13 protein-coding genes are annotated in these 14181 nt (G+C 32.8%); 11 read left to right on the top strand and 2 right to left on the bottom strand.

Annotated features, from left to right (window positions below; translation table 11 throughout):
* The first annotated feature begins 27 nt into the window (after positions 1-27).
* From FJOH_RS17985 to FJOH_RS17970, 4 genes are all read left to right on the top strand, one after another.
* Positions 28-960 carry a PorP/SprF family type IX secretion system membrane protein gene (locus FJOH_RS17985; protein ID WP_012025460.1) on the top strand — a complete coding sequence of 311 codons (933 nt, stop codon included), beginning with the start codon at positions 28-30 and terminating at the stop codon, positions 958-960.
* Positions 961-971: 11 nt separating this feature from the next.
* Positions 972-2909: an OmpA family protein gene (locus tag FJOH_RS17980; protein ID WP_012025459.1), complete on the top strand. Its 1938-nt coding sequence runs from the start codon at positions 972-974 to the stop codon at positions 2907-2909.
* Between the two features lie 246 nt (positions 2910-3155).
* The gene (gene ligA / locus FJOH_RS17975; RefSeq protein WP_012025458.1) at positions 3156-5162 is read left to right on the top strand and encodes an NAD-dependent DNA ligase LigA; all 2007 of its coding nucleotides are present in this window, start codon (positions 3156-3158) and stop codon (positions 5160-5162) included.
* Positions 5163-5232: 70 nt separating this feature from the next.
* The gene (locus FJOH_RS17970; RefSeq protein ID WP_012025457.1) at positions 5233-5844 is read left to right on the top strand and encodes a lysoplasmalogenase family protein; all 612 of its coding nucleotides are present in this window, start codon (positions 5233-5235) and stop codon (positions 5842-5844) included.
* On the opposite strand, the gene FJOH_RS17965 is transcribed toward FJOH_RS17970, so the two are convergent.
* Positions 5830-6741: a bifunctional metallophosphatase/5'-nucleotidase gene (locus tag FJOH_RS17965; protein ID WP_012025456.1), complete on the bottom strand. Its 912-nt coding sequence runs from the start codon at positions 6739-6741 to the stop codon at positions 5830-5832. The two genes, FJOH_RS17970 and FJOH_RS17965, sit on opposite strands and share 15 nt — an antisense overlap.
* A 50-nt stretch (positions 6742-6791) precedes the next feature.
* Positions 6792-7571 carry a 5'-nucleotidase C-terminal domain-containing protein gene (locus tag FJOH_RS17960; RefSeq protein WP_012025455.1) on the bottom strand — a complete coding sequence of 260 codons (780 nt, stop codon included), beginning with the start codon at positions 7569-7571 and terminating at the stop codon, positions 6792-6794.
* 100 nt (positions 7572-7671) lie between these two features.
* Here FJOH_RS17960 and FJOH_RS17955 point away from each other — a divergent pair, with 100 nt between their 5' ends.
* The 7 genes from FJOH_RS17955 to recN all read left to right on the top strand — a co-directional run bounded on the left by FJOH_RS17955 (position 7672) and on the right by recN (position 14177).
* Complete coding sequence (locus tag FJOH_RS17955; RefSeq protein WP_235023026.1) at positions 7672-8130, top strand: DUF6913 domain-containing protein; 459 nt, start codon at positions 7672-7674, stop codon at positions 8128-8130.
* Positions 8131-8146: 16 nt separating this feature from the next.
* Entirely contained in the window at positions 8147-9028 is an 882-nt protein-coding gene (gene dapA, locus FJOH_RS17950) for a 4-hydroxy-tetrahydrodipicolinate synthase (protein WP_012025453.1), read from the top strand.
* Positions 9029-9165: 137 nt separating this feature from the next.
* Positions 9166-9960, top strand: coding sequence for an outer membrane protein assembly factor BamD (locus FJOH_RS17945; RefSeq protein WP_012025452.1), 795 nt, complete (start codon positions 9166-9168; stop codon positions 9958-9960).
* An 8-nt stretch (positions 9961-9968) separates the two neighbouring features.
* Positions 9969-10286, top strand: coding sequence for a DNA-directed RNA polymerase subunit omega (locus tag FJOH_RS17940; protein WP_012025451.1), 318 nt, complete (start codon positions 9969-9971; stop codon positions 10284-10286).
* 12 nt (positions 10287-10298) lie between these two features.
* Positions 10299-11513: a bifunctional phosphopantothenoylcysteine decarboxylase/phosphopantothenate--cysteine ligase CoaBC gene (coaBC, locus tag FJOH_RS17935; RefSeq protein ID WP_012025450.1), complete on the top strand. Its 1215-nt coding sequence runs from the start codon at positions 10299-10301 to the stop codon at positions 11511-11513.
* A 71-nt stretch (positions 11514-11584) separates the two neighbouring features.
* Positions 11585-12469 carry a type IX secretion system protein PorD gene (gene porD, locus FJOH_RS17930; RefSeq protein ID WP_012025449.1) on the top strand — a complete coding sequence of 295 codons (885 nt, stop codon included), beginning with the start codon at positions 11585-11587 and terminating at the stop codon, positions 12467-12469.
* A 55-nt stretch (positions 12470-12524) separates the two neighbouring features.
* On the top strand, positions 12525-14177 hold the full coding sequence (gene recN / locus FJOH_RS17925; protein WP_012025448.1) for a DNA repair protein RecN: 1653 nt from the start codon (positions 12525-12527) through the stop codon (positions 14175-14177).
* Positions 14178-14181 lie beyond the last annotated feature (4 nt).

Raw genomic sequence — 14181 nt, 5'->3', positions numbered from 1 at the left:
AATTAATTAAACTAAATAAGTATCGTTATGAAACTATATATAAAACCATTAGAAACGTATTTCATTTTAATATGTTCTTTTATTACAATATGTGCCAGTGCACAGCAAGATCCCGAGTATACACAATATATGTATAACACAATGGCGGTAAATCCGGCTTATGCCGGGTCTACCGGTACATTAGAAGCAACACTTTTGCACCGTTCACAATGGGTGGGAATTTCTGGAGCTCCAGAAACACAGTCATTCTCTATTCATGGCCCGCTTCGAAACGAAAAAGTGGGGTTAGGATTAAGTATTGTTAATGACAAAATTGGTCCTTCAAACGAATTATACCTTGACGGAAACTTCTCTTATTCATTGCCTCTGGGTTATGAAAAAAGATTAGCATTTGGTCTTAAAGCAGGTATGAGAATGCTGAACATCGATTGGTCTAAAGGAAGATATTATGATAATACAGACGTTCTTTTGAATCAAAATATCGACAATCAGATGAAATTAGCAGTTGGAGCAGGGGTTTACTATTATACAGAAAAATGGTATTTAGGATTCTCAATTCCAAGCTTTATAGAAAACAACTATTATGATGATGTTCAGGAATCTATAGATTATGATCGTTTACATTATTATTTAATGGGAGGTTATGTTTTTGATTTGAACCCAAATTTAAAGTTCAAACCAGCATTTTTAGTAAAAGCAGTTAACGGGGCACCGCTTACTGCTGACGTATCGGCGAACTTTATGATTAATGAAAAGTTTGTTATTGGAGGATCATACAGAACAGATGATTCGATCAGTATTTTGGCAGGTTTTCAAATATCACCAAGTTTTTATCTCGGATATGCTTTTGATTACACAGTAGGCGGATTGAATAAATATAACGATGGAACACATGAGTTCATCCTGCGTTATTCGCTTAACAAAAATCAAAACAAAATCAAGTCTCCTCGATTCTTCTAAAAACAAAACATATGAAAAAACTATATATCCTGAGTTTAGTCTTGAGCATTACGTTTAGTTTTGCTCAAAAGACTAATTTAAAACAAGCCGATGCATTGTTTAGAAATTATTCATATGCCGATGCTTCAAAAGCCTATGAAGAAATTTTGCAGAACATCAAAAATCCTACGGCTCAAACTTTAAAAAATGCAGCCGATTCGTATTACTTTATTTCAGATGCACGAAATGCACTTAAATGGTATAAAAAACTATACGAAGTTCAGGGAAATAATTTAACCGATATTTACTATCTGCGTTATATTCAATCTATGAAAGCAGTTATGGATTATGATGAAGCAGATAGAGTTACAAAAGAATATCTCGATAAAAAAGGTGATAAAAAAGAAATCAGCCGTTATGTTGCCCAAAAGAAACAACTGGACAGTTTAGCAAAAGCAAAGTCGCTTTATCAGATTAAAAACCTGGATATTAATACCAGTAAATCTGATTTTGGAGCAACATTTTTTGGAGATAAAATCGTTTTTACATCAGCAAGAGATACTACCAAATTTAGTGAAAAACTCTATACATGGAACAATCAGCCTTTTTTGAATTTATATGTTTCAGAAAGAAATCCGGCCGATGGAAGTTTGTTTAACGAAAAACTTTTTCTTCCAAATGTCATGAGCAAATATCACGAAGCTACGGCAAGTTTCGATCCAAGCGGAAAAACCATTTATTATTCGACAAACATTGTAAAGAAAAATAAATTGGTAGTCGATGGAGATAAAGTCAACAATTTTCAAATTGTAAAAGGCACAATTGTGGATAATAAACTAGAAAATCCTCAAAATGTTTTCTTTGACAATGACGATTATTCAGTTGGACATCCTTGTTTAAGCGAAGACGGACAATGGCTTTTCTTTGCATCAGATATGCCGGGAGGTTTTGGTGAAACCGATTTGTATGTGGTAAAAATTGCTGCTGACGGAACAATGAGTTCTCCATTAAATTTAGGACCAAATATCAATACAATGGGAAATGAGGTTTTTCCTTATTACAGAAATGGAATGCTTTATTTTTCTTCAGACGGACATTATGGTTTAGGTGATTTAGATGTTTACGAAAGCAAATTTTTAGCCGATGGAAATTTTACAACACCTAGAAATCTTGGAGCACCAATAAACAGTAACAAAGACGATTTTACTTATGTTGTTGATAAAGCAGATACTTATGGTTATGTTTCATCAAATAGAGCAGGAGGAAAAGGAGATGATGATATTTATTCATTTGTAAAAGGTAAACCCGTTTGCAACCAAAGTATTTCAGGGATTGCAGTTGACAGAAAAACGAAACTTCCGTTAACAGATGTTACCATTATGGCTTACAACTCGTTTAAAGAAGTACTTGGAGAAACAAAAACCAATTACGAAGGAAAGTATGCAATTGTTGTTCCATGTAATAAAGTTGTAAATATGATTGCAGCAAAGCCAAATTATAGCAGCGACGAAAAAACTGTAGAAACGACAAAAGAAAACGAAGGCGAAATAAAAGATGTCAACTTCGAGCTAAGCAACTACGACGATTTGGTAGTTAAAAAGAGAGGTGTAGAAATGGTAGATGTTCAGCCTATTTATTTTGATTACGACAAATACGATATAACGCCAAAAGCTATTGAAGAATTAACCAAAGTCGTTTTTATCATGCAGAAATTTCCAAACATTAAAATTAAAATAGAATCACATACAGATTCTCGAGGAAAAGATTCCTATAACTTAAAACTTTCAGACAACAGAGCCAAGTCAACAAGAGATTATATTCTCTCACAAGGCATTGATGCTTCAAGAATTGAAAGTGCCATTGGTTACGGTGAAAGCCGATTAATCAATAAATGTAAAAACGGAGTGAAATGTACTGAAGAAGAACATTTATTAAACAGACGCTCTGACTTTATCATTATTCAAAAATAGTACTATATTTGCACTCTAATAATTTGATTATCAGTATAAAAGTATAGAACGCAGAAACCATTTGGAAGTTGGTTTTTTTAAATTCTTTTTTAAGAATAATGGACAAGGAGAAAATCAGGCCGCATATTTTGCAGCCTGATTTTTGATTTTATAAAACTTTCAAATTTTAATGTTTTTGAATTAAAATAATCCTAATTTTGATATTCAAATTACTTTCAAATCAAATCAGCATTATTTTAATATTATATGAATATTCAGGAAACCATTCAAACATTAAGAGAAGAACTTAATCAGCACAATTACAATTACTATGTGCTGGATAACGCCACAATTTCTGATTACGATTTTGATATCAAATTAAAAGAACTGCAGGATTTAGAAAACAAACATCCTGAATTTTTTGACGAAGATTCACCAACACAAAGAGTCGGCGGAACAGTAACAAAAAACTTCAAAACCATAGCGCACCAATACAGAATGTATTCGCTTGATAATTCCTATTCTAAAGAAGATCTAATAGATTGGGAAAACAGAATTCAGCGTGTATTAGGTAACGTTAATTTACAATATACCTGCGAATTAAAATACGACGGAGCCTCAATCAGCATTTCATACCAAAACGGAAAATTAGTTCAGGCACTTACACGCGGCGATGGTTTTCAAGGAGATGAGGTTACCAATAATATCAAAACCATCAAATCTATTCCGTTAAAATTAAAAGGAGATTATCCAGAAAGATTTGATATACGAGGAGAAATAATCCTTCCTTTTGCCGGTTTCGAAAAAATGAATCAGGAACTAATCGAAATTGGAGAAACCCCATATTCAAACCCAAGAAATACAGCTTCCGGAAGTTTAAAATTACAAGACAGTGCAGAAGTGGCAAAACGTCCTCTTGAATGTCTTTTATATACTGTTGCAGGAAATAATCTTCCTTTTAAAACTCAATTTGAAGGATTAGAATCGGCCAGAAAATGGGGATTCAAAGTGCCAAATGAAGCCAAACTGGTAAACAGTATGCAGGAAGTTTTTGATTTTATTGACTATTGGGATGTTCATCGCCATAAATTACCTTATGAGACTGACGGTGTTGTTATAAAAGTAAACAGCATTCATTCTCAGGAAGAACTTGGATACACGGCAAAATCACCACGCTGGGCCATTGCCTACAAATTCAAATCAGAACAGGCTTCAACAAAATTAAAATCAATATCGTATCAGGTTGGGCGTACAGGAGCCATTACTCCAGTTGCCAATCTAGAACCTGTGCAGCTGGCAGGAACTATTGTAAAAAGAGCTTCACTTCACAATGCAGATCAAATTGAAAAATTAGACATTAGAATAAATGATACCGTTTTTGTTGAAAAAGGCGGAGAAATTATTCCTAAAATTATTGCCGTAGATCTGGAAAAACGTCCTGAAAATTCAGAAGTTACACAATACATAACACATTGTCCTGAATGCGAGACTGAATTGGTTCGAAATGCTGGAGAAGCCAACCATTACTGCCCGAATTTTTATGGATGCCCACCGCAGATTATCGGAAGAATCCAGCATTATATTTCAAGAAAAGCAATGGATATTGAAGGACTTGGAGGAGAAACCGTTGCTTTATTATTCAAAAACGGCTTAGTTCACAACTATGCAGATTTATATGAATTAAAAGTAGAAGATATTCTTCATTTAGAAAGAATGGCACAAAAATCTGCCGAAAATTTGGTAAACGGTGTAGAAAAATCAAAAGAAATTCCATTTGAAAGCGTTCTTTTTGCGCTTGGAATTCGTTTTGTTGGAGAAACCGTAGCCAAAAAGCTAGCCAAACATTATAAAAACATAGACGCTTTAAGCCAGGCTTCATTAATGGATTTAATTCTGGTTGATGAAATTGGAGAAAGAATTGCCAGAAGCGTTATCGAATTTTTCGAAAACGAAGAAAATAAAATCATAATCGAACGATTAAAAAAATACGGTATTCAGTTTGAAACCGTAGAAAGAGTCAACCCAAATGCTACCGAGAAATTTATTGGAAAAACTTTTGTAGTTTCAGGAGTTTTCAGCCAATTTTCAAGAGATGAATTAAAGAAAGCCATCGAAGACAACGGAGGAAAAGTAGGAAGTTCAATTTCTGCAAAAACCGACTTTGTGGTAGCAGGAGATAATATGGGACCAGCTAAATTAGAAAAAGCAACAAAATTAAATATTCCTATACTATCTGAAGACGAATTTATAACCAAACTTAATGAAAGCGAATAAGCCATCGTTGATTTTATTTTTCTTGTCATTACTGTTTACAATCATATTTGATTGTACTAAACAGGACTTCATGGCTATCTATGCCAAAGCAATAGTATTACCCGCTATTTTTATTTATTTTTTCATCAGTAATGAATTTAAAATAAAAAAGACAGAGGGTTTAATATTCCTGTTTTGTTTTGTTGGGCAGGTTTTTGATTTGATGGATGTTGAGGTTTCAGAGATTGGCGGTGTAATAAGTTTTCTTGTCGTATATTCATTAATTCTGCTCCTTTTTATCAGAGAACACGAAAGAATAAAACTCGTAAAAAAAGACATACTGCCAATTTCAATAGTAGTTGTATTTATTGTTTACCTGCTTATTTCTGTACTCAGTATGAAATTTGATAATATGCAGAAATTCAATATAATTTACGTATTGTACGGAATTGTGTTAAGCTTAATAAGCTATTTTTCATTTGTAAGCTACATTACCAAAGGGACATTTATTACACTATTAATGTCCCTAATGGCAGTAAGTTATATATTTTCGGATATATTTTACATCTTCAATGAATACTTTTCTTATTCAGTTGTGCTGGTTTTAATTCGCGATGTAACACAAATTCTCGCCTACTATTTTATGGTAGAATATTTTCTCGAAAAAACTAAAATGAAGCGAAGATCCTTATACAACAATTGATCTCGCCTGGTTGCTGTGCGCTTTATCTTTGTCAAAATAAAAATCGATACGGCCTAAATTAATTCCGTAACAACCAACCTGATTAACCAGTACCTCTTGTCCTGCTTTGTTTTTTACAATTGTAGGTTTGTCAAGAAAAGTATGCGTGTGACCGCCAATAATCAAATCAATATCCTGTGTAAGTTCAGCAAATTTTAAATCTGAAATCTTATTTTCGTCATCTTTATATTTATACCCAAGATGCGAAAGGCAGATAACCAAATCACATTTTTCTTCTTTCTTTAATAATTTCGTCATATCCTGAGCAATTTCAACAGGATCATTATAAACAGTTTCCTTATATAATTGTTTGTCAACTAAACCCTGAAGTTCAATTCCTACACCAAAAACACCAACCTTAATTCCGTTTTTATTAAAGATTTTATACGGTTTAACAAGGCCGTTCATAACCGTATTTTTAAAATCGTAATTAGAATTTATAAATTCAAAAGTTGCATGAGGCATTTGAGCATACAAACCATCAAGACCATTATCAAAATCATGATTTCCAATTGTAGAAGCATCATATTTCATCATGCTCATCAGTTTGAACTCAAGTTCGCCGCCGTAATAATTAAAATACGGAGTTCCCTGAAAAATATCTCCAGCATCTAATAAAAGCACATTTGGATTTTCCTGACGAATAGTTTCAATAAGTGCTGCACGACGAGAAACACCGCCTTTATTTGGATTACGAGGATCATCAGCCGGAAAAGGATCAATATGACTGTGAACATCATTAGTATGAAGAACAGTTAAGTGTTTAATATCGTTAGTTTCAAAACTGCTCAAAGACAATCCTAAGCTTAATAAGGCAGTACTTGCAGCTGTTTTTTCGATAAATTCTCTTCTTTTCATCTTGTATATTTTTTGCGTAACGCTTTTTGTTTTTTCTTAATTTGATTTGTTTATTCTTCTGTAATTCTAATATCTTTTGATACCGGGATTGTCTTAACTTGTTTAAAATAATCAATCAGCACATTTCGAAGTTTATAATTCAAATCAAATTTCTGTGTGTTTTTTGCGAAAAAACTCATATTGTCACCACCATTTGCTAAATAATCATTCGTAGCAACATAATATGTTTTGTTTATATCAAAAGGTTTGCCTTGTATCAAAATATTTTTAACAGTTTTATCTTTTGCAATAGTAAAAGTCATACCAGATAATGGTTGTGCTTTTTGTGTTTTAATAAAATAAGAAGTTATTTCAAGAACTTGCTCTCCTTTTAATGCCAGTACAACTAAATTGTTTTCAAACGGCATAATTTCAAAAGCACTTCTGCTGGTAACATTTCCTTTTGGAAGACCAGCTCTAATACCTCCAAAATTTAAAAGGCAGAAGTCAATGGTTTTATTTTCTCTGGATTTAAAAATAATATCACCGCGCTGTACACAAGCATCAGCAAGCATGTTGCCAATAGTAGTCTGCCATTTCCCCGAGTTTTTATCTAAATTTTCAGGGCAGTAGGCAAGAACACTGTCCAGATCTTTATTAATATGATCACGATAAGGCTTAATAAATTTTTCAATTTCAGGAGTTTCGGTACCTTTTTCAGTAACCGGAATCTGTTTTCCTTCTATTTTTGTTAAATTATAATTCTTGTTGCTGCAAGAGATTATTGAAAATAGTGTTAAGAATATAACAAAAAGTTTTAAAAATCGGTTATACTTTTTTAGTTTTACCATCTTAAATGCGGCTTAAATAATTAATTTTGTAATTTGTAAAAGTACTATGTTTTTAAATTATATAAAGGAATTTTTTGTAAAAAAATCATTAAAAAATAACTTGAATATTGTCAAAAACGAAGTCTTTACCAGCAATATTCAAACGGTTGGTTTACTAGTAGATGAAACACAATTTCGTTATTCAAAAGAGCTGATAAAAGAACTGGTATTGAATGGAATTGCTGAAGAAAATATAAAAATTGTCGCGTACAGACGTAAGTTCAAAAAGAAAAAAATATATTCGAAACCTACTTTTGGCAGAAAACATATAGACTGGAGAGGGCAGGTAACCGAAGCGTTTTTAAGTGAATTTATAGATACAGAATTTGATCTTTTGATTAGTTATTATGAAGTTGAAACACCTATTTTGATGATGCTCACAAGCAAATCAAAAGCAAAATTTAAAGTAGGATTTTCATCAGTCGATAAAAAACTAAACCGATGGATGATAGAAACGACAACAGCAGAGTATAAACTTTTCATTTCAGAATTGTTTAGATATTTAAAAAGTTTAAAATAAAATTATAAATCAAAATATGCAATCATTAATAGGAACGGGTGTTGCGCTTGTAACTCCATTTAAAAAAGACTTTTCAGTAGATATCGAAGCATTGCAGCGCGTTGTTAATTTTTCGATTGATGGAGGAGTTGAGTATCTTGTTGTTATGGGAACAACTGCAGAAAATGCAACCCTTACAGCAGAAGAGAAAGAGTTGGTTATTAACACCGTAATTGATGTTAATAAAGGAAGACTGCCTTTAGTTCTTGGAGTTGGAGGTAATAATACCATGCAGATTGTAGAGGAATTAAAAACAAGAGATTTTTCTGCTTTTGAAGCTATACTTTCAGTTTCACCATACTATAATAAACCTACACAAGAAGGAATCTATCAGCATTTTAAAGCTATCGCCGAGGCATCTCCGGTTCCTGTAATCTTATATAATGTTCCGGGAAGAACAGCCAGTAATATGCTGCCTTCAACCGTAATTCGTTTAGCTAATGATTTTGATAATGTTGTAGCTATAAAAGAAGCAGCAGGAGATATGGCTCAGGCTTTAAAAATTATTAAAGATGCACCAAAAGATTTTCTTGTAATTTCTGGAGACGATATGATCGCTCTGCCTATTGTTTTAGCCGGTGGTGCAGGAGTAATTTCTGTAATTGGACAAGGTTATCCTAAAGAATTTTCAGAAATGATTCGTTTAGGATTGAATAAAAAAGCAGTTGAAGCTTTTAAAACGCAATATTTTTTATCAGACTGTATCGACATGATTTTCGAGCAGGGAAATCCAGCCGGAATCAAACAAGTGTTTCAGGCACTTGGTATTACAGAGAACACAGTTCGTCTTCCATTAGTTTCTGTAGATGAATCTTTAGCAGAAAGAATAAATGACTTTGTAAAAAACAGCATTAAATAATTGTTAAAGTGTTAGTATTTTAATATACTAAAAAATTATTTTGCAGTCGCTAAATTAATACCTAAATTTGCCACCGAAACTTCGGTGTGGTTTTGCTTTGGCATAATGTCTAAAGAAATCATAATAAAAGTAAAAAAATGAAAAAAATAGTATCTCTATTAATTGTTGCTGCCCTTTTTTGTTCTTGTAGTGAGTATCAAAAAGCTCTAAAAAATGAAGATGTCGCAGCAAAATTCGAAGTAGCGACAAAAATGTATGATGCTGGTAAATACAATAAGGCGATCCGCCTTTTTGAACAACTTGCACCTACTTATAGAGGTAAGCCTCAGGCGGAAAAGCTTTTTTATATGTTTTCTCAGTCTTATTACAAGACAAAACAATATTATTTAGCAGGTTATCAGTTTGAAAGTTTTGTTTCTGGATATCCGCGAAGCGAAAAAGTACAGGAAGCAGCATTTTTAGGAGCTTACAGCTACTCTAAATTAGCACCTGTTTACAGTTTAGATCAGGCAGATACTGTAAAAGCCTTAGATAAATTACAGGCTTTTATTGATAACTATCCAAATTCAGAATATTTAGCTCAGGCAAATGAGTCTGTTAAGATTTTGAACGGAAAATTAGAGAAAAAAGCATACGAGAATGCTAAAGGATATAACACAATTTCAGATTACAAATCAGCTTTAGTTGCATTTGATAATTTTATTGCTGATTTTCCCGGAACACCTCTAAAAGAAGACGCTTTATTTTATAAATATGATTCAGCATACCAATTAGCCATAAACAGTGTACCATCAAAAATGGAAGAACGTTTACATGTAGCGCAGACAGCTTATGCTAATTTGATGAAATATAAAAGCGATACTAAGTACAAAGAAAAGGCAGATCAAATGAATGCCAGAGTTGAAACAGATTTACAAAAATTTACTAAATAAATAAAGTCATGGATTTAAAAAAGACGAATGCTCCTGTTAACACAATAACTTACAATAAAACAGTTATTGAAGAGCCAACAGGAAATGTGTATGAGGCAATTACCATTATGGCTAAAAGAGCAAACCAGATTAATTCTGAAATTAAAAAAGAATTAACTGAGAAATTAGAAGAGTTTGCTACTTATAATGACAGTCTTGAAGAAGTTTTTGAAAATAAAGAGCAGATTGAAGTTTCTAAATTTTACGAAAAATTACCAAAACCTCACGCTTTAGCAGTTCAGGAATGGTTAGACGGTAAAACTTACCACAGAAACTCAAACAAATAATATATAGTAATAATGTCAGTTTTAAACGGTAAAAAGATTTTACTGGGAGTTTCTGGTGGAATTGCAGCGTATAAAACAGCCTCATTAGTACGACTTTTTATAAAAGCAGGTGCACATGTCCAAGTGATAATGACACCTGCTTCTAAGGATTTTGTAACCCCGCTTACATTATCTACCCTGTCAAAAAATCCAGTGCATTCCAATTTCTTTAATCAGGATGATGAAGATGCTGTATGGAATAATCACGTCGAATTAGGTCTTTGGGCCGATTTGATGCTGATAGCGCCTGCAACAGCAAATACATTATCTAAAATGGCGACAGGCAACAGCGATAATCTTTTAATTGCTGCATACTTATCAGCAAAATGTCCAGTTTATTTTGCTCCGGCAATGGATCTGGATATGTACAAACATCCTTCTACAATTTCTAGTTTTAATACCCTGAAACAGTTTGGTAATATTATGATTCCGGCTGAAAGCGGTGAGCTGGCCAGCGGTTTGTCAGGAGAAGGCCGTATGGCAGAACCAGAAAATATTATTGCTTTTTTAGAAGCTGATTTAGAGAGTAAATTGCCTTTAAAAGGAAAAAAAATACTAATTACTGCAGGTCCGACATACGAAGCGATAGACCCCGTACGTTTTATAGGAAATCATTCTTCAGGAAAAATGGGATTTGATATCGCTAATGAAGCGGCTAATCTTGGAGCAGAAGTTGTTTTGGTTTCAGGTCCAACACATTACAAAGCTAAGAATGCATCAATTAAAGTTGTAAATGTAATTTCTGCGCAAGATATGTATGAAGCTTGTCATGAATATTTTAATGACGTTGATGCAGCAATCGCCGCCGCTGCCGTTGCAGATTACAGACCGAAAGAAGTCGCTTTGCAGAAAATTAAAAAAAATGCAGCCGAATTTTCTATTGAGCTGGAAAAGACAAAAGATATTTTATCTTCATTAGGAGCGATCAAAAAAAATCAATTTTTAGTTGGTTTTGCTTTAGAAACTGAAAATGAAATTGAAAATGCTAAGTTGAAAATTCAGAAAAAAAACTTAGATTTGATAGTTCTAAATTCTTTGCAGGATGAAGGCGCAGGTTTTAAAAAAGAAACCAATAAAGTTACTTTTATTGATAAAGATTTTAAAATTGAGCCAATGGAGTTAAAGGCAAAAGAATTTGTAGCTCAAGATATTTTGAATAAAGTAATTTTACATTTTTCAAAATTGTAATGTTTAAAATGTAGTCTAAAAGCAAAAAATAGGAATACTATTTATGCTATTAAAAATAATATTTTATTTGTATGAACAGGATACTTACTTTCTTAGTTTTTTTGACTTTTGGCTTAACTCAGGCACAGCAGCTAAATTGTACTGTTACTGTAAATACAGAAAGACTTCCTAATGCAAATCAGCAGGTGTTTAAAACCCTGCAGACTTCTTTATCTGAGTTTGTTAATAAAACGGACTGGACGGGAACTGTATTAAAGCAAAACGAAAGAATTAACTGTTCAATGTACATTACATTGTCGTCTTACAGCTCAGATCAATTTTCGGGAACAATACAAATACAATCCTCACGATTAATTTTTAATTCGACATATTCATCTCCGGTTTTTAATTTTAACGATAAGGATTTTAATTTTAAATACACAGAGTACGAACCTTTATTGTTTAATCCTTCTGTTTACGAATCAAATTTAGTATCTGTAATTTCATTTTACAGCTATGTAATTTTAGGAATGGATGCTGATACTTTTCAATCAGGAGCAGGAAATCAATACTTTGAAACCGCTCAAAACATTGCAAACGTAGCGCAGCAGGGAGGTTTTAAAGGATGGACTCAAACTGATGGACTTCAGAATCGTTATTATTTAATAAACGATATGCTTTCTCCAATGTTTGCAGATTTGCGTCAAACAAGCTTCTTGTATCATACAGGTTTAGATACCATGAGTGATGATTTAAAAGGAGCAAAAGAAAAAATAAAATCTTCTGTGGTGCTTATTGGTAAATTAAATTCAGTTAGACCAAATGCCTTTTTAACAAGAGTATTTTTTGATGCCAAATCAGATGAAATAGTTTCTATATTTTCAGGAGGGCCAAGTATTCCGGTTACAGATCTTACCGACGTTTTAAATAGAGTTTCTCCATTAAATTCAACCAAATGGTCTCAAATTAAGTTTTAAAAACTTAATTTTTTTTACTTTCTTCGTATCACTTTTATTTTATATTTTTTCCTCTATGATTACTTCACTGTCAATTAAAAATTATGCGCTGATTGAAAAACTTTCTATCGATTTTTCAAAAGGATTTTCTATAATTACAGGTGAAACAGGAGCGGGGAAATCTATTATTTTAGGTGCAATCGGGCTTGTTTTAGGAAAAAGAGCCGACCTGACTTCATTAAAAAATAAAGAAGAAAAATGTGTTATCGAAGCGCAGTTTGAAATTTCAAAATACAATTTAAAAGAGTTTTTTGAAGCAAATGACCTCGATTATGAAGACGAAACCATAATCAGACGTGAAATTCTGCCTTCAGGAAAATCTCGTGCCTTTATAAACGACAGCCCTGTTAATCTTCAGGAGCTGCAGGATTTAAGCTTGTTTTTAATCGATATTCATTCGCAGCAGCAAACACAGGAATTATCAGACGAAACAGTTCAGTTTAAGATAATTGATGCTATTGCAAATAATAACGATATCATCTTGTCTTATCAGGATTTATTAAAAAGCTATAAATCAGAAAAATCAAAACTGAATGCTTTGTTGAAAAAACAAAGTGATTCTGGGAAAGAGCAGGAGTACAATACATTTTTATTAAATGAATTGGTTTCGGCTAAATTAAAATCTGGAGAACAGGCAGAATTAGAAGCTGATTTTGAAAAACTAAATAATGTCGAAATCATTAAAGAATCAATTGATAAATCGCTTGTAATTGCAAACGAAGAGCAGTTTGGAGTATTTCATAATCTAAATGAAATTAAGACGGCTTTGCAAAAGATTGCACCATTTTCTACTGAATATCAAAGTTTATTTGATAGAATAACCAGCATATCAATCGAATTTGATGATGTTTCAAAAGAACTGCAAAATGCTTCAGAAAAATTGCTAAACGATCCGGAGCAATTACAATTAGTAAGTCAAAAACTGCAGTTGATTTTCAATTTACAGAAAAAACACCACGCTGGATCTGTAGAAGAACTGCTTCAAATTCAGGCAGATTTAGGAAACACGCTTCTTGAATTAGATAATATCGAGGAAGAAATCGAAACATTATCAAAAGCAATTGAAGAAAAAGCGGGTGAATTAGATGCTTTTGCTGCTAAAATTCATCAAAATAGAATAAATGCCATTCCGGTTTTATCAAATCAGTTAATTTCGATTTTAGAAACCTTAGGAATGCCAAACGTTCGTTTTAATATCGAACTTATACCATCTGAAACCTATTTCCAAAATGGAAAAGATGAATTACAATTCTTGTTTTCGGCTAATAAAGGAACTGATTTTGGTCTGCTGAAAAAAGTAGCATCAGGAGGAGAGATGTCTCGTATTATGCTGGCTGTAAAAGCGATTTTAGCTCAATATTCAAAACTGCCTACTTTAATTTTTGATGAAATTGATACAGGAGTTTCTGGAGAAATTGCCATTAGAATGGGAGAGATCATGAAAGAGATGAGTGCTAAAATGCAGATTTTTGCCATCACACACTTACCGCAAATTGCAGCAAAAGGCGATTCGCATTTCAAAGTTTCAAAAGCAACAATAGATGATGATACACAGTCAGAATTGAAGCTGTTGTCTCAGAATGAAAGAGTTATAGAAATTGCTCAAATGTTATCCGGAGCAGTCGTTTCTGATTCGGCTTTAAATCACGCTAAAGCCTTGTTGAACTAAAGAA

The organism is Flavobacterium johnsoniae UW101 (assembly GCF_000016645.1).
GTDB lineage: Bacteria > Bacteroidota > Bacteroidia > Flavobacteriales > Flavobacteriaceae > Flavobacterium > Flavobacterium johnsoniae.
Note: the sequence above shows the minus strand (reverse complement) of the source record. Positions and strands in the feature narration are given on the sequence as shown.

Bases quoted from the DNA above. Each gene is read 5' to 3' on its own strand.
- FJOH_RS17985 (WP_012025460.1), top strand. From the start codon at position 28: ATGAAACTATATATAAAACCATTAGAAACGTATTTCATTTTAATATGT.
- FJOH_RS17980 (WP_012025459.1), top strand. From the start codon at position 972: ATGAAAAAACTATATATCCTGAGTTTAGTCTTGAGCATTACGTTTAGT.
- ligA (WP_012025458.1), top strand. From the start codon at position 3,156: ATGAATATTCAGGAAACCATTCAAACATTAAGAGAAGAACTTAATCAG.
- FJOH_RS17970 (WP_012025457.1), top strand. From the start codon at position 5,233: ATGGCTATCTATGCCAAAGCAATAGTATTACCCGCTATTTTTATTTAT.
- FJOH_RS17965 (WP_012025456.1), bottom strand. From the start codon at position 6,741: ATGAAAAGAAGAGAATTTATCGAAAAAACAGCTGCAAGTACTGCCTTA.
- FJOH_RS17960 (WP_012025455.1), bottom strand. From the start codon at position 7,571: ATGGTAAAACTAAAAAAGTATAACCGATTTTTAAAACTTTTTGTTATA.
- dapA (WP_012025453.1), top strand. From the start codon at position 8,147: ATGCAATCATTAATAGGAACGGGTGTTGCGCTTGTAACTCCATTTAAA.
- FJOH_RS17945 (WP_012025452.1), top strand. From the start codon at position 9,166: ATGAAAAAAATAGTATCTCTATTAATTGTTGCTGCCCTTTTTTGTTCT.
- FJOH_RS17940 (WP_012025451.1), top strand. From the start codon at position 9,969: ATGGATTTAAAAAAGACGAATGCTCCTGTTAACACAATAACTTACAAT.
- coaBC (WP_012025450.1), top strand. From the start codon at position 10,299: ATGTCAGTTTTAAACGGTAAAAAGATTTTACTGGGAGTTTCTGGTGGA.
- porD (WP_012025449.1), top strand. From the start codon at position 11,585: ATGAACAGGATACTTACTTTCTTAGTTTTTTTGACTTTTGGCTTAACT.
- recN (WP_012025448.1), top strand. From the start codon at position 12,525: ATGATTACTTCACTGTCAATTAAAAATTATGCGCTGATTGAAAAACTT.